This is a genomic window from Streptomyces sp. NPDC104313, assembly GCF_055583985.1.
The window spans coordinates 192843-216450 of the sequence record NZ_JBVJMW010000013.1; the positions used below are offsets into that span (position 1 = coordinate 192843).

Genomic DNA, 23608 nt, shown 5'->3' on the forward strand with positions numbered 1-23608 from the left:
ACCGGGCCGGGGCCTCAGGTCGAGGGCCCCGGCCCGGGGCCCTCGACCTGAGGCCCCGGGGGCCTTCAGGCCTTCGGGCGGCCCATGGCCCGGTACGTCCACCCGGCCTCGCGCCACACCGCACTGTCCAGGGCGTTGCGGCCGTCCAGGATGATCCGACGGGCGGCCACCTCGCCCAGCTCCGCCGGGTCCAGCTCGCGGAACTCGCGCCACTCCGTCAGGTGCAGCACCACATCCGCGCCGCGTACCGCCTCCAGCGCTGAGTCCGCGTAGCCGAGCGTCGGGAACAGCCGCCGGGCGTTGTCCATCCCCTTCGGGTCGAACACGGTCACCTGGCCGCCCTGGAGATGGATCTGCCCGGCGACGTTGAGCGCGGGGGAGTCGCGTACGTCGTCGGAGTCGGGCTTGAACGCGGCGCCCAGCACCGCCACCCGCTTGCCGAGGAACGAGTCCCCGCCCACCGCCTCCCGGGCCAGCTCCACCATGTGGCCGCGGCGGCGCATGTTGATGGAGTCGACCTCGCGGAGGAAGGTGAGCGCTTGGTCCGCGCCCAGCTCGCCGGCGCGCGCCATGAAGGCGCGGATGTCCTTGGGCAGACAGCCGCCGCCGAAGCCGATCCCGGCCCGCAGGAACTTCTTCCCGATGCGTTCGTCGTGCCCGATGGCCTCCGCGAGCTTCACGACGTCCCCGTCGGCGGCCTCGCACACCTCGGCCATCGCGTTGATGAAGGAGATCTTGGTGGCCAGGAAGGAGTTGGCGGAGGTCTTCACCAGCTCGGCGGTCGGGAAGTCGGTCACCACGAAGGGGGAGCCCTCGGCGACCGGCACGGCGTACACCTCGCGCAGCAGCCTCTCGGCCCCCTCGCTCGTGACGCCGACGACGATCCGGTCGGGGTGCAGGGTGTCGTTCACGGCGAAGCCCTCACGGAGGAACTCCGGGTTCCAGGCCAGCTCGGCGCCGGAGCCCGCCGGAGCCAGCTCGGCGAGGCGGGCCGCGAGGCGGGCCGCGGAGCCCACGGGGACGGTCGACTTGCCGACCACCAGGACGGGTCGGGTCAGGTGCGGGGCCAGCGAATCGAAGGCGCTGTCGACGTAACTCATGTCGCAGGCGTACTCACCGTGCTTCTGCGGGGTGTTCACACAGACGAAGTGGACGTCGCCGAACTCCCCGACCTCCTCCCAGGAGGTGGTGAAGCGCAGCCGCCCGGTGGACCCTTCGATCCCGGCGACGTGCCGCTGGAGCATCTCCTCCAGCCCCGGCTCGTACATCGGCACGCGGCCGGTGGAGAGCAGCTCGATCTTCTCCGGCACGACATCGAGCCCCAGCACCTCGAAGCCCAGCTCGGCCATGGCCGCGGCGTGGGTGGCGCCGAGATAGCCGGTGCCGATCACAGTGATCCTGAGGGCCATGGAGTGCTCCTGGGAGATACGGACGGACATGCGGACTGAGCATAGTCGGGGGGTGGAAGGCTGAAATTCACCGCTCCATCTGTCCGCTATATCGGATATGCCCCACCCCTGTCGGGAAGCTCACGTGCACGGCACGTATGCCGTCGGGTGGGCGGCGGACTAAAATTGGGTTACTTAACGGTAGTTAGCATCTGGGGAGTGAGCGTCTTGGCGGGTTCGACCGATTTCGACCTGTACCGTCCGGCCGAGGAGCACGACATGCTCCGCGAGACCATCCGCGCGCTCGCCGAGACGAAGATCGCCCCCTTCGCCGCCGCGGTCGACGAGGAGGGCCGCTTCCCGCAGGAGGCGCTGGACGCCCTGGTCGCCTCGGACCTGCACGCTGTCCACGTCCCGGAGGAGTACGGTGGCGCCGGCGCCGACGCGCTCGCCACGGTCATCGTGATCGAGGAGGTGGCCCGCGCCTGCGCCTCCTCCTCCCTGATCCCGGCCGTCAACAAGCTCGGCTCGCTCCCGGTGATCCTCTCCGGCTCCGAGGAGCTGAAGCGCACGTACCTGACCCCGCTCGCCAAGGGCGACGCGATGTTCTCGTACGCCCTCTCCGAGCCGGACGCCGGCTCCGACGCGGCGGGCATGAAGACGAAGGCCGTGCGCGACGGCGACTTCTGGGTCCTCAACGGCGTGAAGCGCTGGATCACCAACGCGGGCGTCTCCGAGTACTACACGGTCATGGCCGTCACCGACCCGGACAAGCGCTCCAAGGGCATCTCCGCGTTCGTCGTCGAGAAGTCCGATGAGGGCGTCTCCTTCGGCGCCCCGGAGAGGAAGCTCGGCATCAAGGGCTCCCCGACCCGCGAGGTCTACCTCGACAACGTCCGCATCCCCGCCGACCGGATGATCGGCGAGGAGGGCACCGGCTTCGCCACCGCGATGAAGACCCTGGACCACACCCGCATCACCATCGCGGCCCAGGCCCTCGGCATCGCCCAGGGCGCGCTGGACTACGCCAAGGGGTACGTCCAGGAGCGCAAGCAGTTCGGCAAGCCGATCGCGGACTTCCAGGGCGTCCAGTTCATGCTCGCCGACATGGCGATGAAGCTGGAGGCGGCCCGCCAGCTCACCTACTCGGCCGCCGCCAAGTCCCAGCGCGTCGACGGCGACCTCACGTTCTTCGGCGCCGCGGCCAAGTGCTTCGCCTCCGACGTCGCCATGGAGGTCACCACGGACGCCGTCCAACTGCTCGGCGGCTACGGCTACACGCGGGACTACCCGGTCGAGCGCATGATGCGCGACGCCAAGATCACCCAGATTTATGAGGGCACGAACCAGGTTCAGCGGATCGTGATGGCGCGCAACCTGCCGTAGGAGGGTTTCCGCGGGTCAAGAGCTTCCTGGAGTGCTCCTGAAGCGCTGATCGGCCTCCGGTCCGTTCGGGTCCGTTTCGGGCTGATCACGGGCGTCACGCTGGGGGAATCCTGGGCTGGCACTGGGCTCTAGACCGCTTCTGACCTGCATAAACACGACGGCCCTCGGCATGATGCCGGGGGCCGTTCTCATGGTCCATGTCAGGCGACTTCCGGCTGTCCTTCTGTGAGGAATTGCCGAGCCTCGCTGCTGTTCAGCTGAGCAGCAGCTTCGGTGTGCTGCGCCTTGGCCTCGCCCATCGCGCCGCACCCTCCCGATTGATCTCGCTTCGATGTGCCGACGGTAGGAAGTGGCGGATGCAGGGCTCCACAAACTTGCACGAACTTGCATGGCAATTGGTGCCGTAGGTAGTGCTATTGACGCTGTCTCTGCAGTTCAATGAAGCTGAGGCAAGCCCGAGCAAGCACCTGGATCAGGGAGCCGGCCATGGCCGTGGAGTTCATCGGAATCGACCCCAACACGGACCGGGATCACTGCCCTACCGTGTGGTCGGACGCAGAAGCCCAGGAGGTCTTGTTGCAGGGATGGAAGCCGAGCGCCGAGACTCAGGCGGACTGTGAGGCGAGCAGCCCCGCGAACGGCTCGGTGCCCGACAGCGAAGCCATCGTCAGGATTCCGGCCCGGATGATTCCGATGATCAGGGAGGCGTGTGATGCCATCGAGCGTGCCCAGCTTCGCTGAGCTGCTTGGCCAGTGCGGGCGGTCTGCCGTCCACCTGGAATTGCGTGACTCCTACGCCGCCACGGACCGGTTCGAGGCGTGGAAGCGTGGAGAGCGCATCGACTGGGATGATCGCGAGTCCTGGTGGCATCCCTACGACCAGTTGATCGCAGACACCGTCGCTCGGGGCGTAGAGATCCGAAGAGCACGGGTCATCTCCGAGCCGGTCTCGGAGTACATCCGATGGGAGCACTACGTCACTCACGCCAACGTCTCGGCAGGGGAGCAAGTCCGTTGGCTGCCCCGGCGACGGGCCACGGCAATCCCCGTGCCGGGAAACGACTTCTGGCTGTTCGATGACGTGCTGCTCCGGGTGCATCACTTCTCGGGTGAAGGCGCGGTGGTGGAGGACGAGATCACGGCCGATCCGGAGGCAGTGAAGCTGTGCGCCGCTGCGTTTGAGGCGGTCTGGGAGCGAGCGATCCCGCACCACCAGTACCAGATCTGACGAAAGCCGGCTCCATGCCCCCGCCCCCCTCTTCACGCGTTCAGAAGGCACGCGAAGTCCTGTTGACCGACAGCCCGAAGCGGGACCGCTCCGGCTTCCCGAGGTTGTGCCACCTCAGGAAGGTGTGGCGTACCTCGTCCCACAGGGCCCGGGGGCCGTACTGCTCCACCTCGTACGTTTCCGCGTCCGGCACGTACTCCACCGTCGCCCACGACTTTCCGTCGTCGGTGAAGAACCACAAGGTGGCATCCCCGCTACCGTCGTCCGCCTCGCACCACTGGAACCACGCATCGGTGAGGCTCAGACCGGTGAAGAATGCCGGATCATCCTGAATGACGTTCTGGGGTGCGATGTCCGTCGCTCCCTGCTCCCCTTCCTCCTCGTGGTACAGGTCCGAGATGCGCCCGGCCCCACCCCGATGGGTGCGGTCCCACATGAAGGCGGGAGACCCGGAGAACGTCCCCATCGCCTTCCCGTTCACTACGTCCAGCGTGGCGAACGAACCGCTGAAGAAGCTGCTGCCCCACGGGGTCACGATCCGCCCGTCCGGGCACTGCTTCAGCCATGCCTGCGGTACTTCCCGCATGGTGCAGGTGGCGATGACCCGGTCATACGGAGCGCCCCGGTGATGTCCGTCCCGCCCGTTGCCGAGAACCGTCGTCGGGTGGAAGCCCGCCCGTTTCAGATTCTCGTTGGCCAGGGCCAGAACCGGCTTGTCCAACTCCACGCTGGTCACGTTGGCTTCGCCCAAGCGGTGGGAGAGCCATGCGGCGTTGTACCCGGTGTCGGGTAGGACCGCCGCATTGCTGCGGCGGTCCCCCCTCAGAACCGTGCGTGCCGCTTCCACGGCACACGGCTCAAGCGAGTCCTACTGGCTTGAGGAAAGGCGATGCACGCAGGTGTGATTGAGGCTTCTGCTCCAGCCTTTTCTCACAGTGTGCATGGATGAATTGTTCACGCGGAAACTTCCGATCGTTTGCTCCGTTGGTCTCCGCAAGCAAGGTGACCGCCTGGAGGCGGATCGCCTTACGGATTCCTGTGAGCCACTTCGCCCAGTCGTCCGGGTGTTGTGGTTCGGTGTCGGCATAGAGCAGGTATTCGCCACAGAGCGGGCACTTTCCGTGTTGGCGCCGCATCATACGGATGCGCGCATCACTGAGCGGCGGCTTGTACTTCTTCCGTCGCTGTGCCCAGTATTCGGCAAGTTCTGGGTCATCTGGGGAGGCACTCCCACTGACCATTACATGCCGGACGATCGGTGTCCAGGCAAGTTTAGTGAGATATTGGCCCGTGGCTCGGTCACCAAAGATCCACCTTGCTTGACTGGCGGAGTTGAACGCACCGAAGTAGCGGTCACTGACCCACCTCTTCGACTTGTTCGGATGCCTGCGAGTCGCCCAGCGAAATACGGCCCACCATAGGTAGTCGTCGATATCGCTGAACACCCGCTTCGAGACTCCGTTCCGGTAGTAGGCGGCCCACCCTCTCAGGATCGGGTTCAGCTTACTGATCACTTCGAGTGAATTGGTCCCGCGCAGCATACGCAGTTCCGTGCGCAGTCTGTTTCGGAACCGGGCCACCGCCGCAGGGCTTGGCTTGATCAGCAGTTTGCTTCCCTTGTACAGACGGACGTTGTATCCGAGGAAGTCGAAGCCTTCTTCGAGGTGGACGATACGCGTCTTTTCCTCGTTGAAGGCCAGCCCTCTCGGCGTCAGCCAGTCAGCAAGCTGCACCTTGACCCTTTGCGCCTGATCATAGGAATGACACAGGGCAACAAAGTCGTCGGCGTATCTGATCAATACCGGGCTGCCAGGGGCCGTCTTTCCGGTGTGAACACCATCAGTTCGGTACCTGACTCCTGCGGCCTCTTCCATTCCGTGAAGAGCAATGTTCAACAGCAACGGGCTGATGACTCCCCCTTGCGGGGTTCCTTCTTCCGTGGGGGCGAATCTACCGTTCTCGATCACTCCGGACTTGAGCCATGCTTGCACCAATGCCCTGGCTGGGAAGGTTCCAAGCGAGGCGACAAGACGCTGGTGATCGATGCGGTCGAACGCTGCCGCCAGGTCTGCGTCGAGTGCCCATCTGCGCTTTGAGAGACGACCTCTCGTCACGCAGAAGATAGCTTCGATCGCGTCGTGACAGCCACGGCCGGGGCGAAAGCCATACGACCTCGGCTCGAACCGCGCCTCCCATTCGGGTTCCAATGCGTTCAGTACAAGAGCCTGCATAGCTCGGTCCCGGACGACTGGAATACCCAAAGGGCGCTGTTTTCCGTTGCTCTTGGGGATGTACACGCGCTTGACCGCCATAGGTTTCCAGGTCCTCAAGCGGGATTGCGTCCATTCGGCCAGCATGACCTTGGAGCTCTCCCGCATTGCGGTGTACCCGTCCACCCCAGGGGTTTTACGCCCTGCGTTGATCTCCGAAACCCGCCGTACCGCCACTAGTGCGTTGGAGCGCGATCGGAGCATCAGCTTCTGCAAATTGCGGACCTTCTTGAGGTCCCCTTTCCGTGCTGCCGTGAAGATTCGCTGACGTAGACGCCGTACGTCGCCCTCGACCGAGTTCCAGTCGATTGACTGCCAGTCGAAGACTTCGCCCTCTGGTCCGTTCGTCTCGGGGACACCCGAGACGTCTAACTTGTCCATTGGCTCCAGAATCTTCGTCGTCGTCTGCTTCACAGACTCACCAGACCCGCGTGGGCCCCCTTTCGGGTCAGGCATAGCGCCTGTATCCGGCCGGTTATCCGAGCATTCGACGGAGGTATCGATTTGCCTCGCCCGGTTTCCCGTTTCCTTTCGGCCGCCGGCATTCGCTTCTCGGGCCTTCCTACTCCCGCTGGAGGGTTAGGCTTCCCTTACGGTCGGCTTACCAGGCGTATGCACGTCTGGACTCCAACGGGGTTTCCACGTTCCGCACATGCAAGATGCGGCCGGTTTGGGTGCCCTCTATACCCCGGAGCAGCGGTGCTCGCCCGACCGGCACCGGATCGCCGGTCGGCACTTGCCGCTTCACAGCAGCCAGCCCTATACGGCCCTTCACGCACTCCACCCACGGGCCTGATTCGTAACGAGGCATCAATGAGGATTCACTTTCGTTCACCCGCTCGGCCTTCCCCGGCCTGTGGATCCTGGATGGAACAGGACCCCTTGGGCCACATTCCTCGGGCTTCGCACCCCGCGATTACTCACGACGCACGCCGAGGCGGGGACAGGTCTTGAGCACTGACCTGAGACAGCGATATTGGCTAATTCAGAGAGCCAACCCTCCTTCTCGTGTCCACTTGCAATGTGCGACCTCGTGTCGCACTCCGGTGCCGATCTCCAGAACCCGATGCCCGCGTCCGTGCGTAGGCCCCCGAGGCGGGCGGCGATGGCTTCACGGGCGGCCTGGTCGCTGGACGAGGGGGACGCAGACATGAATGGGTTCTTCGTTTTCCGTCGGGTCAGACCGTGTACTTCTCATGTGGGATGCCACGTTCCCAGACTGCCTCGAACGCAGCCGAGGCCAGTCCTGCCACAGCGGGTTCGGAACGAACCTCCCAGCCGGGATCGGACCAGTTCCCATCACCGGAGAAGTGGTTGAAGAGCACGATCTCTCCGTCGAACACCCAGCAGTCGTTTCCGGGAACCGCGATGTCCGAAGCTTGCCGCCTGGGCAACCAGCGAACTTGCTCCCCGGCGTGCAGGTTGACCACCGTGCCGGCGTGTTCGTACCGGATGTAATCCGTTACCGGTTCCGACACAACGCGAGCGCGGCGGATTGCCACGCCTCGGGCAACCGTGCTCCGTACCAAGTCAACCCACGGCGTCCAGTAAGAGGACGCCGGGTCAATGTCGCGCTGGTCCGTGCGCTTCCAGGTTTCGAAGTCGTCGGCCTCATCCCCGACGCCGTACGAGTCGCGCAGCTCCAGGTGCACAGCCGAGAGCTTGGCTGCGGCCAGCAGCTCGTTGAAGCCCGGCTCGTTCTGTGACATCGCACGCCTTCCTGAGCTTCGACACCATACGTCTGTGTAGTTCGGCGCAGCCTGTCGCAGCGCCTTCTGCCGACGGCCCCCGAAACTGAAGCGGCCGGAACCGCTCGCCGCCAACCCCTTTCGCGCGTTGCTCTGAACCGCTCGAACAGAACAATGAACACCCGCGCCAGTTCCAGCGGGAGTAATTCGAATGTCCAGGAGGTCAGCGCTTTACGCCGCGTACGATCAGGGTTCCGATGTGTCCCTCGGTGGGGGCGTCCAAGACGGTTGCGTCGATGTCCTGGAAACCACTCTTGGCGAGGAGGGCGGCCCACTTGCGGGGGGTGTAGCTGTACCGGTAGGTGAACATGGCCTTGCCCGTGAAGCCGCCTTTGTACATGCCCTGAGGGCCGTAGGCGCCTGGGATGGCCGGGGGTTGGGAGAAGACCAACGTGCCACCAGGGTTGAGCCGTTCGGCGATCAGCGGGAAGAGCTTCACCGGGTCGGTGAACCACACCGCGCCGAAGATTGAGTAGATGGTGTCGTACGTCTCCGTGCTCGACGCGAGGTGCTCAAGCACTTCCGTACAAATGAACTCCGCCCGCATAGGCCCCCAGCGTTCGGTCAGGTGCTTGACGGCGACCGGAGACAGGTCCAAGCCTGTGACCTTGACTCCCTGGTTCAGAAGGAACGCCAACGCTCGCCCAGTACCGCAGCCGATTTCCAGTGCTGTTCTTGGCGAACCCAGGAGTTCAGGCCCTGGGCCGTGTCCGGCGTACTGAGTCCAGCAGAGCACCGGTTCAGCCTCCAGGGCCTTGTCCTTTGTGCTCTCGGCGAAGGTGTCCCAGAGTTCGCGTTCGGAGTCGATGTTGTGCTGAGCGGGCAACTGTCGTCCTCGTTCCACGTTGGTTCGGTGCCCCGCCCTGGGGTAGACGGGGCACCCTGTACAGGGCGGCGCTAGTGGCTGTCGGGCACCTTGTTGTCGCACGGCGAGCACTCCGCCGTATCCATGTCCCACAGCTCATCGTCCACGGCGAATCCGTTGTCCCGCAGGATGTCGGCCGTCCGCGTCACGGTGCCGTCGCAGCGCCGCTGGATCAGGGGAGCGTGGTGCTTGTACTGGCCGCTGTTGTATTCGTCGCACAGCGCGAAGTACAGCGGAGTGTCCAGGATCAGGGCGTGAACGGCCACGTCTACCGTGTAGCCAACCCCCATGTCCACGCCCTTCCGCTCCATGGCGGTGATCGTGTAGGCGATGGCCTGGCCCAGCAGCCGTTCGGCAGTGTTACGGGTCATGACGCTGTTGTCGCGCAGCAGGAGAGCGATTTCTCGATCCCACAGTGTCGGCTCGGTGTCGGTGATCAGGTGGGGCACTCGATGGGCCAGTGCGTTGAGGATGATCTGCGGCTCGCGGGTACGGGTCTGAACGGCTGTGCTCATTGTGCGTGCCTCCAGGGAGAAGGGTTGCGTGGAGCGTGCAGGCCGGCCAGTTGTGTTCAGACGCTGTCCCGGGTGCGACGCTCGCTCTTGGGAGCGCCTGGGGTGTCCGCGTGAACGGGGCAGCGACACAGCGGGAAGCGGTTCGACGCGGAAGGCTCTGAAGCGGGTGCCACCTCATGCTTCGGAACCCGCTCCGTGATGCCGTCCCTCGTCACTCGATAGACCGCGATGGTCATCGCCATGCTTGCCTCCGGCTATCAACTGGCTGTGCCAAGAACGGTAGGAAGAGGGACAGCCAGGCAGGACGGATGTTGCATGGTGTTGTACGTTTTCATTCCTCGGTAGCGTCGAGGGCCTTCCTGATCAAGGCTTTGGCATGCGAGCCGTACACAGCGGCTCGTGCCATCTGAGCGAACGCGCTCAGGTACATGTCGATCTCGGCTCGATTCGTCACCCGGACCATGGCGGTCAGGGTTTCCACCTGAACTTCGCGATCATCGAATGCGTAGAAGGATTCGATGGGCCATACCGGGCGGCGTGACATGTGGGGAATGATTCCGAAAGCCAGGTTGGGGTGCCCGATGACGGACATGAAGTGTTCCAGTTGTTGCGCATGCTGCGGAGGGTCGGTCATCGGCATGTACAGGGCAGATTCCTCGATGAGGACGGATACTTGATTACCCCGCAGAGTGGCGGCCGAGCGCTCCAGACGCGCCTGTACGGCGTCCTCGATGTCGTCGGGAAGACTCCTGAAGCGACGGATCTTACGGAGAATGCCCCGTGCGTAGGCCTCGGTCTGGAGCATCCCGGGGAGGACTCCGCAGCTGTATACCCGGAAGGAACGTGTCTCCTGGTAGATGCCGCTGCGTTGGGCCTTGCTGAGGCCGCCCTTCAGGTACTGGGTCCACTGGACGTACAGAGTCTTGGCCGTGCGCGTGGTCTCTATCAGTGCTTCAGCTTCTTCGGGCCTTCCGCATGCCGTGCACCATGCGCGGATGTCGGCGGGCTTCGGGATCGTCTTCCGGTGCATGATCCGGTGAGTTTTGGAGCGGTCCCAGCCGCACAGTGCGGCCAGCCGGGCCCCCGATAGATCGGCGTCTTCCATCATGCGAGTAAGCCGGTCGGCAACTGCCTTTTGAGCCACTTCAGCCGTCGACAGAGGTGAGGTCATGGACTGGCGCTGTTCTGTTAGACGTTGTACTTGTTGTGCGGGACAGCTCGCTCCCACACGGCCTCGAACATGTCAGCACACCGTGCCGCTACGCCCGCGTCATCCGTGAAGTCCGTGTGCGTCCAACGACCGTCACCGTCAAAGATGTTGAACTGGACCAGCTTGCTGTCAAAGAGCCAGAAATCGTTTCCGGGCAACAGCAGCTCGGACGCCTGCCGACGCGGCAGCCATCGGACTTCCTCTCCGCAGGCGACGTTGCCCTGCGTGACGTAGTGCTCCCACTTGATGTAGTCCGAGACGGGATCACCCACCACCCGCGCGCGATGCACCGCCACACCTTTTGCGGTCATGTCCTGGATGAGGCCGTGCCAGTCCTCACGCCACCACGACGAGCGGTCGTCCCAGTCCTCCCGCTTTCCTGCTAGCCAGGCATCGAAGGCGGGGTGTTCCCCGGGGACGGCGTATACGTCGCGGGTCTCAAGGTGCACTGCTGAGCGCTCGCACTGCCTGAGCAGATCGGCGAACTCAGCCAGACTCTGCGACACGGATAGCCTCCTTGAGGAGCGGGATCATCCTCGGTTCCAGAACGATCAGCGTCTCATCCTCGGTTCGCGGCGCGTCAGTCACCGTCCGAGCCCGCTCGTCTTCCCCGGCCCGCCGCCCCTGTACGAGTAGCCGTCGGTCGTCATCCACCCAAACCGCCGGGCACCCGTTCACGTCGGACTCGGGATCTTTGCCGATGAAGGTGTAACCCATGGTGAGCCCTCCTGCTGCGTGTGCTGCTCTCAGTTGCAGTCTGTTACACGATGCTCACCCTTTGGGTTGACAAGGTCAAGAGGGCAGTTGCCGGGTCCGCGTGCGCCACGGGGCCGCGCGCCCGTGATCACCCCATCCTGACCAGCGGTTGGTCTCGCGTGATCATGAGGACATACTGGAGGACACCCCCTGCAAGGGGGTGTTTTTGCAGGTCGGAGCCGTAGAGGCGGTAAAGCACCCAGATCTACGACGGCACGAATCAGGGCCAGCACATCGTCATGGCGCGCAACCTCCCGAAGCCCTTCTGCCGACGGCCCCGGGTACGGCGCCGGGGCCGGCCGTTCGCAGGGGCTCCGCCCACTACGGCGTGGCGGACGCTACTGCGATGTGACGGCCGCCAGCTCTCCCCGTACGGCCGTCCCGTCCGGCCAGGTCCATCCGGCGACGAGACGGCCCGACGCCGCAGGCTCGGCTTCCGACGCCCGCAGGACGCGGTTGATCCGGACGTCCGCTCCCTGGCCGACGTCGGCCCCGTGCACGATGACGGTCGGGTCGGGGGTGTCGTTCACGTTCTGCTGCTGCGGCTCCGCCGCGCCGCGCAGAAGGGCGCGCAACCGCGCCCGTACCACCGGGTCGTGGGCGCCGTCGTAGATCCACCGGGTGCCGAGCACCCCGTGCTCGGAGGTGCCGATCAGCGCCTCGCCGGGGGCGCCCTCCAGCGCCGCGCCGCGGTAGCCCAGCGGCACCAGATACGCCACCGGCTCCTGCCCGGCCGTGTCCGCCACGACCATGAACTCGATCCCGACCTCGCCTTCCGGGTCGTCCAGACGGAACCCGCCGGCCTTGACCAGGTCCGGGGCCTTCCCGGAGCCCACGTACCAGCTCTGCTTCGGCAGCCAGCCGGAGAGCAGTTCCAGCTTGGTGGGCGTCATGGTGGTGCGGTGGATGAATGCCATGCGGGCTCCCTGATGCGTAGGTCCGGGCCCGTCCTCACGACGGGTGTGTCCGAACCTACGGGGAACGGTCGTGCTTGGCCCGCGAGTTCGGCCGCCCCTAGGGTGGAGCGATGATCATCTGGCTGAACGGAACCTTCGGCGCGGGCAAGACCACCACCGCGAAGGAGGTGACGTCGCTCCTCCCGGACTCCCGGCTGTTCGATACCGAGAAGGTCGGCGAGATGCTCTGGCACGTGCTCGGAGTGCCGGAGAGGGACTTCCAGGAGTTCCCGCCCTGGCGGGGCCTGGTGGTGGAGACCGCGCGGCAGGTGCTCGACCACGTGGGCGGAACGCTCGTGGTCACGCAGACGGTTCTGGTCGAGTCGTACTGGCAGGAGATCCACGACGGTCTGACGCGGGCCGGTATCCCCGTGCACCACGTCCTGCTGCACACGGACCGGGACACGCTCGTCGAACGTATCGAGACCGACAGCAAGCCCGAGAGCGCCGGCGCCCGGCAGTGGCGCCTGGACCATCTGACCGACTACGAGCGGGCCCTGCCCTGGCTCCGCCGGGAGGCCCGGGAGATCGACACGACAGGCGTCATGCCCAGCCTGGTGGCGGAGGCCGTCCTGCGAGGGGTGCCCACCGGCTGACCGGTTCGGACAGGGGTGGGCGGCGCCGGTCGGGCAGGGGGGCGCCCGTCCGGGCGCGTCAGCGGACGACCTCGAAGACGTTCTTCTGGATGCCGTTGGCGTACGCCTCGTGCTCGACCAGCTTCAGCTTCTGGGCGTCCTTGTCCGTGTCGCTGAACAGGCGCTTGCCCGCGCCGAGCAGGAGCGGGAAGACGAGCAGGTGGTAGCGGTCGATCAGGTCGGCGTCCGCGAGGCTCCGGTTCAGGGCGGTGCTGCCGTGGACGATGATCGGGCCGCCCTCGGTCTCCTTCAGGGCGGCGACCTCCTCCAGCGACCGCAGGATCGTGGTCTCGCCCCAGTCGGACACGAGGTCGCCCTCGGTCAGTTTGGTGGAGACGACGTACTTGGGCATCGTCTTGTACTCGGCGAACTCCGCCATGCCCGGCCACACCGGGCTGAACGCCTCGTAGCTCGCCCGGCCCAGCAGCAGGGCGGTGGCCTCCTCCTGTTCCTGGCCCTTGATGGCGAACGCCTCCGGCAGGAACTCCACGTCCTTGAACGTCCACCCCGAGTTCCGGTAGCCGGGCTCGCCGCCCGGGGCCTCCATGACGCCGTCGAGCGAAACGAAGGCGGTGCTGATCAGGGTGCGCATCAGGTCTCCTGGCTGGTTCGTGGCGGGGCCCGGTCGGTGCCCGGCGTCGCCTCTCACTCTTGCGGATGCACTGACCGCGCGCCCCGTGAAAACTCATCGGTCCCCGTACGCTCATCCGTCCGGCCCCACCCCGGCCCCGGCCGGTAGCCTCCCTGCCCATGACCGAACTCGACAGGCTGACCGCCCTCTTCAGCGCCCTGGGGGCGGATGCCGACGCCCAGGACTGGGCCGAGTCCGAGGCGGAGGAGGGGCTGCCGCAGCTCGCCCGCTACCGCCTCCTGCGGACGGTGTGGCAGGACGTCGACGCCTGGGGCACGGCCGCCCAGCGGTGGGTCGACACCTACCGCACCGAAGGGGCGGCGGCCGAAGCCGTCGGCCGGGCCCTCGCCGCCGGGCTCACCCCCGAGGACCTCGGCGCGCTGGCCCGCGAGGTCGCCAGGGAGACCGCGTTCGGGGTGCTGTACGCCCTGGCGGACCCGGCGGACGGGTCGCTCCCGGCCGAGGTCGAGGCGCGGTTGCCCGGCTGGCGGCTGGCGGAGCTGGACCCGGCCGGCGTGCCGACGGGCCGCCATCTCGACGCCCTCCACGAGGACTTCGCCGAACTCGAACCGAAGGGAACCGTTTCATGAGGGACTCCGTCCCTCCCGGTTGCCCGGCGGGGGCGTGGAACGGCGGCGCCAGACGTAGCGCGGCCCGTCCCCTTCGTACTGACTAGGCCGCCTCCCAGTACTGGGCCCGGCAGTCGCGGCAGTGGCCCGGATGCGGGGAGCGGAAGGCGCGGTCGCAGCCCTCGCAGGTCTGGAAGGGGGTGACGGGCGTCCGATGGGCCGGGGCCAGCTCCTGGGCGCCGGGGAGCGGCGGTGGCAGGAGCACGGTGAGGCGGTGTCTGACGATCTTCGCCGGGTACTTCGGAGGCTGCGGGAGCTCGGCCGTCAGGGCGTGGCGGATGGCGTCGAGGTGCGCGCCGCGCTCCAGCCAGGCCGCCGCGCCGGGGACCAGCTCCTCGACGTCGTCCTCGGAGAGCACCAGCTCCGGCGCATGACGCCGCAGGTCGGCGAGGAGCGCGGCGGCGGTCCGGTGTAGCTCCGGGGTCAGCTCGCGGGGCTGGGGGAGCGGCCGGCGCGGCGGCTTGGGCGCGATGCGCGACGGTACGCGGACCGGTGGGAGCTCTGCCATACGCGACGGTACGCGGACGGGCGGGAGCTCTTCTTCCGGTACGGGGGTGGGCTCGGGCGCAGGCAGGGGTGCGGGCACAGCGTCAGGCATCACAGGCATCACAGGCGCCACAGGCGTCATCGGCGTTACCACCGCCCCGCCCTGCGACAACGCACCCGGCTGGTTGCAGAACACCGTGCGGGTGATCATCCGGCCGTTCGCCAGCCTCGTGCGGGTCCGGCGCAGGTAGCCGTGGGTCTCCAGCTCGCGCAGGGCGGAGGCGATCGTTGTCTCGCCCTCGTCGAAGCGGGCCGTGAGCGCCTTGATGCCGACCTTGGACCCGGCGGGCAGCGACTGGATGTGCACGCCGATCCCGATCGCGGTGAGGGAGAGCCGGGGGTGCTGCGCGAGGTGGTTGCCGACGATCGTGAAGCGGCTGGTGTGCGGGATCGCGACGTGGATGACGCCGTAGGGCGGGAGGGGCCCGGGAATCCCGGTCAGGGCATGGCCGAGGGCGATATCGTGCTGGGTATCCATCGGGAAGCTTCTCTCTTCCTTGGTGGTCAGGTCCTCGCTCGGGATTGCCGTCCCGGCGGGGGCCGTCTCATGTCTGGGGTTGTGGTCAGCGTGAGCATATGCCCGCCAACCCGCCAGAAATCCACACCAGTTGGTGAATCTCACCCATGTGGGTGACCACCCCGTCCCGCAGTTGACCACCGGGATCAGGTGGGGTGGGGTTGGGTAATTTCTCCTGGTTCTTTAGGTAGTTGACGTCGTGGCTCACCGGGTCGCGGTGGGCCACGACCCGGTGAGCCTCCACCGGGTCGTGGCGCGTCACGACCCGGCGCGAGCAGCGATTTCGGGTGGATTTCCGGGGATCCGTCACTCCGCCCGGCCGTCGAGTGCGCCCGCGTGCTCTACGAGATGCGGCGGCCGGCGTTCGGGCCCGACGAGATCGAGCGGTACGTCGCGGCCCGGATGGCACGGCAGGAGATCCTCCGCCGAGAGCCGCTGACCATGCTCACCTTCGTCCAGGAGGAGGTGACGATCCGGCGACCGCTCGGTGGGCGCCCGGTGCTGCGCCGCCAGCTCGAATACCTGCTGGAGCTGGGCCACGGGCGCGCTCGTCGGCGTCAACTCCGGGCGGCAAACGCCCTTTACGGCGGAAACCCCTGACACCGGCACCCCCCTTCGGCACACTGAGTACATGAATGCTCACCCGGAGAAATCGCCGGACCACCTCACGATCAACGTCACCCATCGCGACGACCCGGTCTCCGAGGTCACCGAGGCGGACGCGTTCGCCTCGGTTCGCAAGTACCCGAACATCGTGGTCCGGGGGCCCCTGTTCGGGCTCGCCGAGCAGCGGCGCGGCGACCGGCCGCGCTGGCGGCTGCTGGGCGAACTGGACTGCGGATTCCCGCAGATGGCCCGGGACGAGCTCAACTCGATCCTCTGGTTCAGGGCGAGGGACGACATCGAGGACCCGGTGGTGCGGCGCTCGCTGCTGGACGCCGTGGCGCGGCTGGAGACCGAGGCGACAGACGAGGTGTCGGCGGACGGCGTCCGCTACCGGGTCGTGCGCGCCGACGAGTTCGCCCGGATCGGCGGCGACCGTCTGGAGCCGCCCCGGGTCACCGACCCGGACGAGGACAGCTGGGACCTGGACGCGCCGGACCCCTGCCGCACCGAGGGCTTCGTGGTCGACCACGCGGCTGCCGTCGGGCTGACCGAGGGGATCGACCGGGCCGGGCTGCTGCGGCACTCCTACACCGCCACCCGCTTCCCCGAGAACGTACGGGCCGACTCCCGGCGGGCGTTGACCACCCACCCCGGGGTCGTGCTCCTCCCGACGACGTTCCGGGTGGTGGAGCGCAAGGAGTTGACCTGGTCGATGGTGACCGGACAGTACTCGACCCCGCAGGGCGCCCGCCGCGCTCTCGTCCACCATCTCACCCGGCCCGTGCCCCAACTGCCGGACCTGCCTGATATGCCGGAGCTGCCCGCCTGGATGAAGGTGGACGAGAAGGAGGCGGCCCTCCACGCGCGGGCCGCCAAGAAGTTCACCGCGCGCCGGAGGCCCAACGAACTCGTGTTGCGTGGGCGTCGGTTCGAGGTGGTCCGGGTCGAGCGTGTGATGCGGATCGGGCCGGACGGGCCGGAGAAGTCGCGCCCGTCGGACGTGGACGACTACGGCCCCTCCAGGATCCATCCCGTGATGGACGAGAAGGGCAACATCACCTTCGGCACGTAGCGACCCCGGGCGACGGAGGGGCGCCGGGCAACAGCCCGGCGCCCCTCGACGCGTCTGCTCGTGGCCTCAGTCGCCCTTGACCGTGACCTTCTCGTCGTTGTTGAGCTGCTCCACCAACTGCTTCACCTTGGCCTTGTCCCAGGCGAGGTTGGAGCCGACGGTGCCCGAGATCGGGATGTTCATCGACGTGCCCTCGCCGCCGGTGACGCCCTTCATCGCGAAGAACATGTTGGCCAGCGACCAGAGCGACATGTCCTTGTCCACGATCAGCGTGTCCAGGCCCGCGCCCATCGTCGGGTACAGCTTGAACGGGTTGATGATCGTGGACGGGGTCGCCGTCTGGCTCGCCAGCGCCGCGAGGAACTTCTGCTGGTTCTTCGTACGGTCCAGGTCGCTGCCCGCGAACGCGTAGCGCGTTCGGACGAAGGCCAGGGACTGCTCACCGTTCAGCGTCTGCTCGCCGGCCTGGAAGTCGGCCCCGGACTTCTTGTCCTTGAAGGCCTTCGGGATGTCCAGCTCGACCCCGCCGATCGCGTCCACGATCTTCGCGAAGCCGCCGAAGCCGATCTCGACGTAGTGGTCGATGTGCAGCCCGGTGTTGAACTCCACCGTGCGCACCAGCAGTTCGGGGCCGTCCTCGGCGTAGGCGGCGTTCAGCTTCACCTGGCGGCCGGTGCCCTGGAACTTCTTCCCGGACTCGGACCCCACGAACGACGGGATCTCGACGTTGGAGTCGCGCGGCAGCGAGATCAGTGTCGGGCCGTTGGAGCCGTCGTGCAGGATCATCATCGAGTCGGTCCGCTTGCCCTCGGCCGAACCGGTGCGCAGCCGCTTCTTCTCCTCGGCCGACATGCCCTCGCGGCTGTCGGACCCGACGATCAGGTAGTTCGTTCCGTCGCCGGACTCCGGGCGCTCGATGACCTTGGAGAGGTCGACCTCACGCTTCAGCTTCGAGTCGGCCCAGAAGTACGTCGAGATCGAGACCGTGAGCACCACGACCACCAGGGTCAGGGCGCCGAGCTTGATCCGGCGGCGCCAGTCCGGGGCCGGGCGGCCCTGGACGTAACCCCCGTCACCGCCGCCGCGACGGCCGCCTCCGCCGCCCCGGCCGCCCGAACCGCCGCCCGAGCCGTAGACCTGGCCCGTGCTGTAGCCGTTGTCGTACCCGGGGTCGGGGCTGTTGCCGTAACCGCCGCCCTGGTGGCGGTCGTCGTATCCCTGGCTCTGCGGCGGCACCTGCGGCGGGGCCGACGGCCTCTGCGGCGGGGTCGGACGGCGCTGGATGTGCGGCATCGCCCGCGCACTCTCGGGCTGGGGGTTGGCGCTGCCCCGGCCGTAGCGTTCGCTGCGGTCGCCGGTCCGTCGATCGGGCCAATCGTTCATTCGCTCAGTGTGCCGCGCCGCCCCACAGCTCTTACAGGGTGTAGGGGAAATTGGGCCAGGGCTGTTGCGAAGCTGATGCATTCCACGGGGCCGACGCCCCGCATAAGGTGGATCGTATGACAGACCAGACCAGCCGCCCGGAGGGCGAGATTCCGGGCAAGCCGACCGCGGCGTCCCGGACCACCCTCAGCCACATCATGACCGGCAGCGACACCAACCTCCTCGGCACGGTACACGGTGGCGTGATCATGAAACTGGTCGACGACGCCGCGGGCGCGGTGGCGGGCCGGCACTCCGGCGGGCCCGCCGTGACCGCCTCGATGGACGAGATGGTGTTCCTGGAGCCGGTCAGGGTCGGCGACCTCGTTCACGTACGCGCGCAGGTCAACTGGACCGGCCGCTCCTCGATGGAGGTCGGCGTCCGGGTGATGGCCGAACGCTGGAACGAGTCGACCCCCGCCCAGCAGGTCGGCAGCGCCTATCTCGTCTTCGCCGCCGTCGACGGGGACGGCAAGCCGCGCCGCGTACCGCCGGTGATCCCCGAGACCGAGCGCGACGACCGGCGCTACCAGGAGGCGCAGATCCGGCGCACCCACCGGCTCGCCCGCCGCCGCGCGATCAAGGAACTGCGCGAGAGGCGCGCCGCCGACGGCATCGACGACTGAGGCGGAAGCGAGCCCCGCGACGAACGGTTCCCAGGAGCTCTACGGGCAGACCACCTCGTCGCCCGTCATCGTGGAGAACTCGCCCGTCTGCCGGCTCTCCGTCCTCACCGGCCGCACCTTCGTGAAGTCCGAGCCCACCGTCACCTTCATCTGCGGGCCCTGGCCCTTCACCGCCTTCAGCTCGCTCCCGGGCAGGGCCGTGGTCAGGGACTTCGCCGAGCGGTCCCAACGCGGGTCGTACTCCACGAGCGTCCGCTTCAGACCCCTCGACTCCCCGTTGAGCGGGGCATCGGTGGTGGTGAACCCGGTGGCCCGCAGCGCCGCGTCCACCGTCCGGCCGAGGCCGGCCTTCGGGGTCCCGTTGTAGACCTGCACCCGGACATCCTTCGGCGCCACGTCCACGAGCGTGGCCGGAGACTTCTTCGGACCTGCCGCGGGCTTCGGCTTCGACGGGGCCAGTGGTTTGTCCTCGCGCAGGGCCTGGAACAGCTTCTTCGCCTTCTCCGCGTCCCACCGCACCGTCGAGCCGATGCCCTTGACCGGGAAGCTGGGGTTGCCGACGGGCACGGAGGCGAACTCCGACGAGGCCGGCCCGAAGTCCTTCATCGCCTTGCCGAGCGCCAGCAGCTGCTCCGAACCGAAGCCCTCGTCCGCCCGGACCGAGCCGAGCGCCGAGGCGGAGACCTGCTGGAACCTCACCGGGTTCAGCAGCACCCCGCTGCTCGTCGCCTGCTTGATCAGCGCCGCCATGAACTTCTGCTGGCGCTGCATCCGGCCCAGGTCGGAGCCGATGTCCACATGGCGCGAGCGCACGTACTGGAGCGCCCGGCCACCGTCCAGCTCATGGGTCCCCGCCGGGAGGTCCAGACCCGTGTACGAGTCCTTCATCGGCCGCGCCGTGCAGATCTTCACCCCGCCCACCGCGTCGACCGTCTTCATGAAGCTGGTGAAGTCGACCTCCAGATAGTGGTCGATCTTGACCTTGGTCATGTTCTCGACGGTCCGCACGGTCAGCGTGGGCCCGCCCTCCGCGTACGCGGCGTTCAGCTTCACCGGGTGGCTCTCGTGGTGCTTGCCGGTGGTGCGGTCGGTGTGGGCGGGCATCTCGGCGTAGCTGTCCCGGGGGAGGCTGACGACGCTCGCCCGCTGCCGGTCGGCCGACAGATGGACCAGCATGATCGTGTCGGTGCAGTGGCAGGGTGCGCCGCCGAGCCGGTACTTCTTCTTCTCGGCCTTGGTGATCGTGTCCCGGCCGTCGGTGCCGACGAGCAGCAGATTCGTGCCGTGGCCCCCCTGGGGGCGGTTCTTCATGTCCTTGAACGGATCGACCCGCCCGATCCCGCCCTCCAGGCTGCTCACCACCGCGTGACCGATCCCGCCGGCCCCCAGCACCAGCACCGACAGGCCCGTGGCCACCCGCATGCCCCAACGTGGCCGCTCGTCCTGCTCCCGGCGGCGGACCGGCCGGGTGCCCTGCGGCGGACGGCCTCGCGGGGGAGTGGCGCGGGGATGCGGCGGACGCTGCGGTCGTTGCGGTGCGGGCACGGGGGAGACACCTCCGGGGTGCAAGGGAGACACCTCTGCGGTGCAAGGGGACCATCGCACGGTAGGCCCATACGATCTCCGCCCCGGCCCACGACCCGGCGGCGCGCACCGGTATCCCCCATTCGCGGTAACGTGGCGGCCGAATAACGCCACCTCCCGGGGCGCCCGCCTTCCGCGGTGCGGCGCCCCCGGCGCCCCCGAGGACCACCCGAGGACCACATGTCTGCCGCGCAGTACCCCGCCGTCTCCGTGATCATGCCGGTGCTCGACGAGGAACGTCATCTCAGGAACTCGGTCCGGCACATCCTGGAGCAGGAGTACCCCGGTGAGATGGAGGTCGTGATCGCGCTCGGCCCCTCCGCCGACCGGACGGACGAGATCGCCGCCGAGCTGGTCGCCGAGGACCCCCGGGTCCACACCGTGCCCAACCCCACCGGCCGCACCCCCGCCGCCCTCAACGCGGCGATCAAGGCCTCCCGCCACCCCGTCGTCGTACGGGTCGACGGCCACGGCATGCTCTCGCCGAACTACATCGCGACCGCCGTCCGCCTCCTGGAGGAGACCGGCGCGCAGAACGTCGGCGGCATCATGCACGCCGAGGGCGAGAACGCCTGGGAGGACGCCGTCGCCGCCGCGATGACCTCGAAGATCGGCGTCGGCAACGCCGCCTTCCACACCGGCGGCCAGGCGGGCCCCGCCGAGACCGTCTACCTGGGCGTCTTTCGCCGAGAGGCCCTGGAGCGGGCCGAGGGCTACAACGTCGAGTTCATCCGCGCCCAGGACTGGGAGCTGAACTTCCGCATCCGCGAGGCCGGCGGGCTGATCTGGTTCTCGCCCGAGCTGAAGGTCCAGTACCGGCCGCGCCCCTCGGTGAAGGCGCTCGCCAAGCAGTACAAGGACTACGGCCGTTGGCGCCACGTCGTCGCCCGCTACCACTCCGGCTCGATCAACCTCCGCTACCTGGCCCCGCCGACCGCCGTCGTCGCCATCGCGGCGGGCCTGGTCCTGGGCGCGGCCGTCACCCCGTGGGCCCTTCTCGTCCCCGGCGGCTACGTGGCCGCGATCGTCGCCGGGTCGCTGCCCGCGGGCAAGGGCCTCTCGCTGAAGGCCCGCGCACAGATCCCGGTGGCGCTGGCGACGATGCACATGTGCTGGGGCTTCGGCTTCCTCACCAGCCCCCGGTCCCTGGCCAAGCGGGTCATCGCGAGCCGCCGGCCCGCGATGACCGGCAGCAGCGAGACCGTCTGACCCCGGGCGCCCGACGCGTACGGAGGGCCCCACCGCTCGCGCGGTGGGGCCCTCCTGCCGCTCACGCCCGGCGTACGTCCCTCGTACGTCCTGCCTACGGCGTCACCAGGTGTAGTTCGGGTTGACCTTCATGCAGGCCTTCTCGTCGTCGCCGTTGAGGGCGCCCGCCGACTCCGGGGTCTTCTCCTTGCCCTTGGACACCGGGTAGGTCCCGTCCTCGCGCCAGTCCGCGCCCACGACGAGCGAGATCCCCGAGACGTCGGTGGACCTCTTCGCCTGCGACAGCGGAACCCCGAGCGCCTTGGCGACCGCCTGCGCGTCGCCCTCCAGATCCGCGCTCGGATACAGGACCGCCGTCCGTGCCGCTCCGGTCACATCGCCTGGGTCGACGGCGGCCTTCGCGAAGCCCGCGCCCTTCAGCTGGTCCGCCACATCACCGGCGCGCCCCGAGGCCGGCCCGAGCGCGTCCGTGGCGGTCCCGTTCCGCACGGCGACCGCGATCTCGCCGACCGGAGCCGACGGGTCCTTCGTGGCCTCCGGCTTCTTCCGCTTGGAGGCCTTGCCGTCCAGCGGGACGTCGTCGCGGACCATCCGGAACAGCTGCTCCGCGTCGCCCGCCTTCGGGTAGACCCGGCCGCTGTTCGTGCCGGTGCCGTACACGTTGGGCATGGTCGACATCGTGATGCGCTTCGTGGGGACCTTCTTGAACACCTCGGCCAGGTCGTAGAGCTTCTTGACCGTATCGAGGCCCTCGTCGACCGTCAGCGCCTCGGTGGCCGCCTCGGCGAGGTTCATCAGCTTCGCCGGGTCGGTGAGCTTGGTGCCCTTGCGCAGCTCGCGGACCATGGAGTTCATGTACTGGTGCTGGGCCTTCGCCCGCCCCAGGTCGGTGTTGTCCTCGAAGCCGTACCGGGTGCGCAGCCACTGGAGGGCCCGCTCGCCCTTGATGGAGGTGGTGCCCTTCTCCAGCTTCAGCCCGGAGCCCTTGCCGTCCCGGCCACGGGAGTTGATGTTGGCGTCGACGCAGACCGGGACGCCGCCGATCGCGTCGGCCATCGAGACCACACCGGCGAAGTCGATCATCATGAAGTGGTCGATCCTGATGCCGGTCAGCTCGTACCAGGTGGCCACCGTGCACCCCGGACCACCGCGGCCCAGGCTCTCGTTGGTCTGCACGTCCGTGGTGCTGGCCGGGAAGACCTCACCGTCCGGGGCCGTGCACTTGGGCATCTTCAGCATGGTGTCGCGCGGCATGCTGATCACGGAGAGGTTGCTGCGGTCCGCGGAGACGTGGAGCAGCATCTGCACATCGGCCAGCGGACGTGCGCCGAAGGTCTCCTTCGCCCCGCCCAGCTTCTGGTTGGCCTTGGAGTTCCGGGCGTCGGAACCGATGAGCAGGATGTTGAGCGGGGTCTGCCCGGCGGCGTTGGCCTTGTGATCGGCCATCTGCTTGTCGCCGAGGGTCAGATCCTCTTTCTTGATGTTGCCGTTGAGGTGATCGTAGTAGAGGTAACCGGCCGCGCCGGTGGCAAGTATCAGCACCGAGAGCAGGGTGGCGCTCCAGCGCAGTACGCGCCGCTTGGCGCTCCTGGGCGCCCGGCGGCTGCTGCGCCCCTGGGCGCTGCCCCGGCCCTTCGCCGCCCGACGGTCGCCCTCCGACGCCTCACGGCCCCCCGGCCCATCACCGTCGTTCCCCGGCCCGTCGCCCTCGTGCGGGCTCTCGTCCCGGCCGAGTTGATCGGCGCTGCGGACGCGTGATCGCGTCCGCCCCCCGGGCGTGCTGCTCCGTCCCACCGGACCCCCCATGCT

23 protein-coding genes and 1 pseudogene are annotated in these 23608 nt (G+C 67.7%); 9 read left to right on the forward strand and 15 right to left on the reverse strand.

All coding sequences use genetic code 11. The features are described from left to right. Positions 1–65: 65 nt before the first annotated feature. Entirely contained in the window at positions 66–1409 is a 1344-nt protein-coding gene (locus ACZ60Q_RS27560) for a UDP-glucose dehydrogenase family protein (protein WP_469640000.1), read from the reverse strand. Between the two features lie 207 nt (positions 1410–1616). On the opposite strand from ACZ60Q_RS27560, the gene ACZ60Q_RS27565 reads away from it, so the two are divergent. The 3 genes from ACZ60Q_RS27565 to ACZ60Q_RS27575 all read left to right on the forward strand — a co-directional run bounded on the left by ACZ60Q_RS27565 (position 1617) and on the right by ACZ60Q_RS27575 (position 4002). Beyond that, positions 1617–2774, forward strand: coding sequence for an acyl-CoA dehydrogenase (locus ACZ60Q_RS27565; protein WP_469640002.1), 1158 nt, complete (start codon positions 1617–1619; stop codon positions 2772–2774). Between the two features lie 486 nt (positions 2775–3260). After that, on the forward strand, positions 3261–3515 hold the full coding sequence (locus ACZ60Q_RS27570) for a hypothetical protein (RefSeq protein ID WP_469639898.1): 255 nt from the start codon (positions 3261–3263) through the stop codon (positions 3513–3515). Then, entirely contained in the window at positions 3487–4002 is a 516-nt protein-coding gene (locus tag ACZ60Q_RS27575) for a DUF6879 family protein (RefSeq protein WP_469639900.1), read from the forward strand. Before ACZ60Q_RS27570 ends, ACZ60Q_RS27575 begins: the two co-directional genes overlap by 29 nt. Positions 4003–4042: 40 nt before the next feature. On the opposite strand, the gene ACZ60Q_RS27580 is transcribed toward ACZ60Q_RS27575, so the two are convergent. The 9 genes from ACZ60Q_RS27580 to ACZ60Q_RS27620 form a co-directional block, all read right to left on the reverse strand. Then, positions 4043–4849, reverse strand: a complete 807-nt coding sequence (locus ACZ60Q_RS27580; RefSeq protein WP_469639902.1) for a methyltransferase domain-containing protein — start codon at positions 4847–4849, stop codon at positions 4043–4045. A 10-nt stretch (positions 4850–4859) separates the two neighbouring features. Then, complete coding sequence (gene ltrA, locus ACZ60Q_RS27585; protein WP_469639904.1) at positions 4860–6686, reverse strand: group II intron reverse transcriptase/maturase; 1827 nt, start codon at positions 6684–6686, stop codon at positions 4860–4862. A 764-nt stretch (positions 6687–7450) separates the two neighbouring features. Further along, entirely contained in the window at positions 7451–7981 is a 531-nt protein-coding gene (locus tag ACZ60Q_RS27590) for a DUF6879 family protein (RefSeq protein ID WP_469639906.1), read from the reverse strand. Positions 7982–8183: 202 nt separating this feature from the next. Beyond that, positions 8184–8846 carry a class I SAM-dependent methyltransferase gene (locus ACZ60Q_RS27595; protein WP_469639908.1) on the reverse strand — a complete coding sequence of 221 codons (663 nt, stop codon included), beginning with the start codon at positions 8844–8846 and terminating at the stop codon, positions 8184–8186. A 71-nt stretch (positions 8847–8917) separates the two neighbouring features. Further along, positions 8918–9400, reverse strand: coding sequence for a hypothetical protein (locus tag ACZ60Q_RS27600; RefSeq protein ID WP_469639910.1), 483 nt, complete (start codon positions 9398–9400; stop codon positions 8918–8920). Positions 9401–9731: 331 nt separating this feature from the next. Next, a complete protein-coding gene (locus ACZ60Q_RS27605) occupies positions 9732–10571 on the reverse strand; it encodes a DUF5753 domain-containing protein (RefSeq protein ID WP_469639912.1) in 840 nt (279 codons plus the stop codon). Between the two features lie 17 nt (positions 10572–10588). Next, positions 10589–11116 (reverse strand): DUF6879 family protein, encoded by a 528-nt coding sequence (locus ACZ60Q_RS27610; protein WP_469639914.1) that lies wholly within the window; start codon positions 11114–11116, stop codon positions 10589–10591. Then, complete coding sequence (locus ACZ60Q_RS27615; protein WP_469639916.1) at positions 11097–11327, reverse strand: hypothetical protein; 231 nt, start codon at positions 11325–11327, stop codon at positions 11097–11099. The genes ACZ60Q_RS27610 and ACZ60Q_RS27615 overlap by 20 nt, the downstream gene beginning before the upstream one ends. A 377-nt stretch (positions 11328–11704) precedes the next feature. After that, positions 11705–12283 carry a maltokinase N-terminal cap-like domain-containing protein gene (locus ACZ60Q_RS27620; protein ID WP_469639918.1) on the reverse strand — a complete coding sequence of 193 codons (579 nt, stop codon included), beginning with the start codon at positions 12281–12283 and terminating at the stop codon, positions 11705–11707. Between the two features lie 110 nt (positions 12284–12393). Here ACZ60Q_RS27620 and ACZ60Q_RS27625 point away from each other — a divergent pair, with 110 nt between their 5' ends. Next, complete coding sequence (locus ACZ60Q_RS27625; RefSeq protein WP_469639920.1) at positions 12394–12918, forward strand: P-loop nucleotide/nucleoside kinase family protein; 525 nt, start codon at positions 12394–12396, stop codon at positions 12916–12918. Between the two features lie 58 nt (positions 12919–12976). Here the strand turns inward: ACZ60Q_RS27625 and ACZ60Q_RS27630 are convergent, their stop codons facing one another. Beyond that, complete coding sequence (locus tag ACZ60Q_RS27630; RefSeq protein ID WP_469639922.1) at positions 12977–13549, reverse strand: dihydrofolate reductase family protein; 573 nt, start codon at positions 13547–13549, stop codon at positions 12977–12979. Between the two features lie 158 nt (positions 13550–13707). On the opposite strand from ACZ60Q_RS27630, the gene ACZ60Q_RS27635 reads away from it, so the two are divergent. After that, positions 13708–14178 carry a hypothetical protein gene (locus ACZ60Q_RS27635; protein WP_469639924.1) on the forward strand — a complete coding sequence of 157 codons (471 nt, stop codon included), beginning with the start codon at positions 13708–13710 and terminating at the stop codon, positions 14176–14178. A gap of 82 nt (positions 14179–14260) precedes the next feature. On the opposite strand, the gene ACZ60Q_RS27640 is transcribed toward ACZ60Q_RS27635, so the two are convergent. Further along, on the reverse strand, positions 14261–15241 hold the full coding sequence (locus ACZ60Q_RS27640; protein WP_469639926.1) for a hypothetical protein: 981 nt from the start codon (positions 15239–15241) through the stop codon (positions 14261–14263). Between the two features lie 363 nt (positions 15242–15604). Here ACZ60Q_RS27640 and ACZ60Q_RS27645 point away from each other — a divergent pair. Both ACZ60Q_RS27645 and ACZ60Q_RS27650 read left to right on the forward strand, forming a co-directional pair. Then, a pseudogene (locus tag ACZ60Q_RS27645) lies at positions 15605–15826 on the forward strand (Scr1 family TA system antitoxin-like transcriptional regulator); the annotation flags it as partial. Positions 15827–15911: 85 nt separating this feature from the next. Further along, on the forward strand, positions 15912–16958 hold the full coding sequence (locus tag ACZ60Q_RS27650) for a DUF5954 family protein (RefSeq protein ID WP_469639928.1): 1047 nt from the start codon (positions 15912–15914) through the stop codon (positions 16956–16958). A gap of 66 nt (positions 16959–17024) precedes the next feature. Here ACZ60Q_RS27650 and ACZ60Q_RS27655 read toward each other — a convergent pair whose 3' ends face one another. Further along, complete coding sequence (locus tag ACZ60Q_RS27655; protein ID WP_469639930.1) at positions 17025–18341, reverse strand: LCP family protein; 1317 nt, start codon at positions 18339–18341, stop codon at positions 17025–17027. Between the two features lie 116 nt (positions 18342–18457). On the opposite strand from ACZ60Q_RS27655, the gene ACZ60Q_RS27660 reads away from it, so the two are divergent. After that, positions 18458–19006, forward strand: a complete 549-nt coding sequence (locus ACZ60Q_RS27660; protein WP_469639932.1) for an acyl-CoA thioesterase — start codon at positions 18458–18460, stop codon at positions 19004–19006. A 39-nt stretch (positions 19007–19045) separates the two neighbouring features. Here the strand turns inward: ACZ60Q_RS27660 and ACZ60Q_RS27665 are convergent, their stop codons facing one another. Further along, entirely contained in the window at positions 19046–20551 is a 1506-nt protein-coding gene (locus tag ACZ60Q_RS27665) for an LCP family protein (protein ID WP_469639934.1), read from the reverse strand. A 219-nt stretch (positions 20552–20770) separates the two neighbouring features. Between ACZ60Q_RS27665 and ACZ60Q_RS27670 the strand changes: the two genes are divergently transcribed. Continuing rightward, positions 20771–21799 (forward strand): glycosyltransferase family 2 protein, encoded by a 1029-nt coding sequence (locus ACZ60Q_RS27670; protein ID WP_469639936.1) that lies wholly within the window; start codon positions 20771–20773, stop codon positions 21797–21799. A 102-nt stretch (positions 21800–21901) separates the two neighbouring features. Here the strand turns inward: ACZ60Q_RS27670 and ACZ60Q_RS27675 are convergent, their stop codons facing one another. Then, a complete protein-coding gene (locus ACZ60Q_RS27675) occupies positions 21902–23605 on the reverse strand; it encodes an LCP family protein (protein ID WP_469639938.1) in 1704 nt (567 codons plus the stop codon). Between the last annotated feature and the right edge of the window lie 3 nt (positions 23606–23608).

Excerpts from the sequence above, each read along its gene's own strand:
- ACZ60Q_RS27675 (WP_469639938.1), bottom strand. The coding sequence starts at position 23,605 with ATGGGGGGTCCGGTGGGACGGAGCAGCACGCCCGGGGGGCGGACGCGA.
- ACZ60Q_RS27600 (WP_469639910.1), bottom strand. The coding sequence starts at position 9,400 with ATGAGCACAGCCGTTCAGACCCGTACCCGCGAGCCGCAGATCATCCTC.
- ACZ60Q_RS27635 (WP_469639924.1), top strand. The coding sequence starts at position 13,708 with ATGACCGAACTCGACAGGCTGACCGCCCTCTTCAGCGCCCTGGGGGCG.
- ACZ60Q_RS27620 (WP_469639918.1), bottom strand. The coding sequence starts at position 12,283 with ATGGCATTCATCCACCGCACCACCATGACGCCCACCAAGCTGGAACTG.
- ACZ60Q_RS27670 (WP_469639936.1), top strand. The coding sequence starts at position 20,771 with ATGTCTGCCGCGCAGTACCCCGCCGTCTCCGTGATCATGCCGGTGCTC.
- ACZ60Q_RS27590 (WP_469639906.1), bottom strand. The coding sequence starts at position 7,981 with ATGTCACAGAACGAGCCGGGCTTCAACGAGCTGCTGGCCGCAGCCAAG.
- ACZ60Q_RS27655 (WP_469639930.1), bottom strand. The coding sequence starts at position 18,341 with ATGAACGATTGGCCCGATCGACGGACCGGCGACCGCAGCGAACGCTAC.
- ACZ60Q_RS27560 (WP_469640000.1), bottom strand. The coding sequence starts at position 1,409 with ATGGCCCTCAGGATCACTGTGATCGGCACCGGCTATCTCGGCGCCACC.
- ACZ60Q_RS27615 (WP_469639916.1), bottom strand. The coding sequence starts at position 11,327 with ATGGGTTACACCTTCATCGGCAAAGATCCCGAGTCCGACGTGAACGGG.
- ACZ60Q_RS27660 (WP_469639932.1), top strand. The coding sequence starts at position 18,458 with ATGACAGACCAGACCAGCCGCCCGGAGGGCGAGATTCCGGGCAAGCCG.
- ACZ60Q_RS27640 (WP_469639926.1), bottom strand. The coding sequence starts at position 15,241 with ATGGATACCCAGCACGATATCGCCCTCGGCCATGCCCTGACCGGGATT.
- ACZ60Q_RS27630 (WP_469639922.1), bottom strand. The coding sequence starts at position 13,549 with ATGCGCACCCTGATCAGCACCGCCTTCGTTTCGCTCGACGGCGTCATG.
- ACZ60Q_RS27575 (WP_469639900.1), top strand. The coding sequence starts at position 3,487 with ATGCCATCGAGCGTGCCCAGCTTCGCTGAGCTGCTTGGCCAGTGCGGG.
- ACZ60Q_RS27570 (WP_469639898.1), top strand. The coding sequence starts at position 3,261 with ATGGCCGTGGAGTTCATCGGAATCGACCCCAACACGGACCGGGATCAC.
- ACZ60Q_RS27605 (WP_469639912.1), bottom strand. The coding sequence starts at position 10,571 with ATGACCTCACCTCTGTCGACGGCTGAAGTGGCTCAAAAGGCAGTTGCC.
- ACZ60Q_RS27650 (WP_469639928.1), top strand. The coding sequence starts at position 15,912 with ATGAATGCTCACCCGGAGAAATCGCCGGACCACCTCACGATCAACGTC.
- ACZ60Q_RS27625 (WP_469639920.1), top strand. The coding sequence starts at position 12,394 with ATGATCATCTGGCTGAACGGAACCTTCGGCGCGGGCAAGACCACCACC.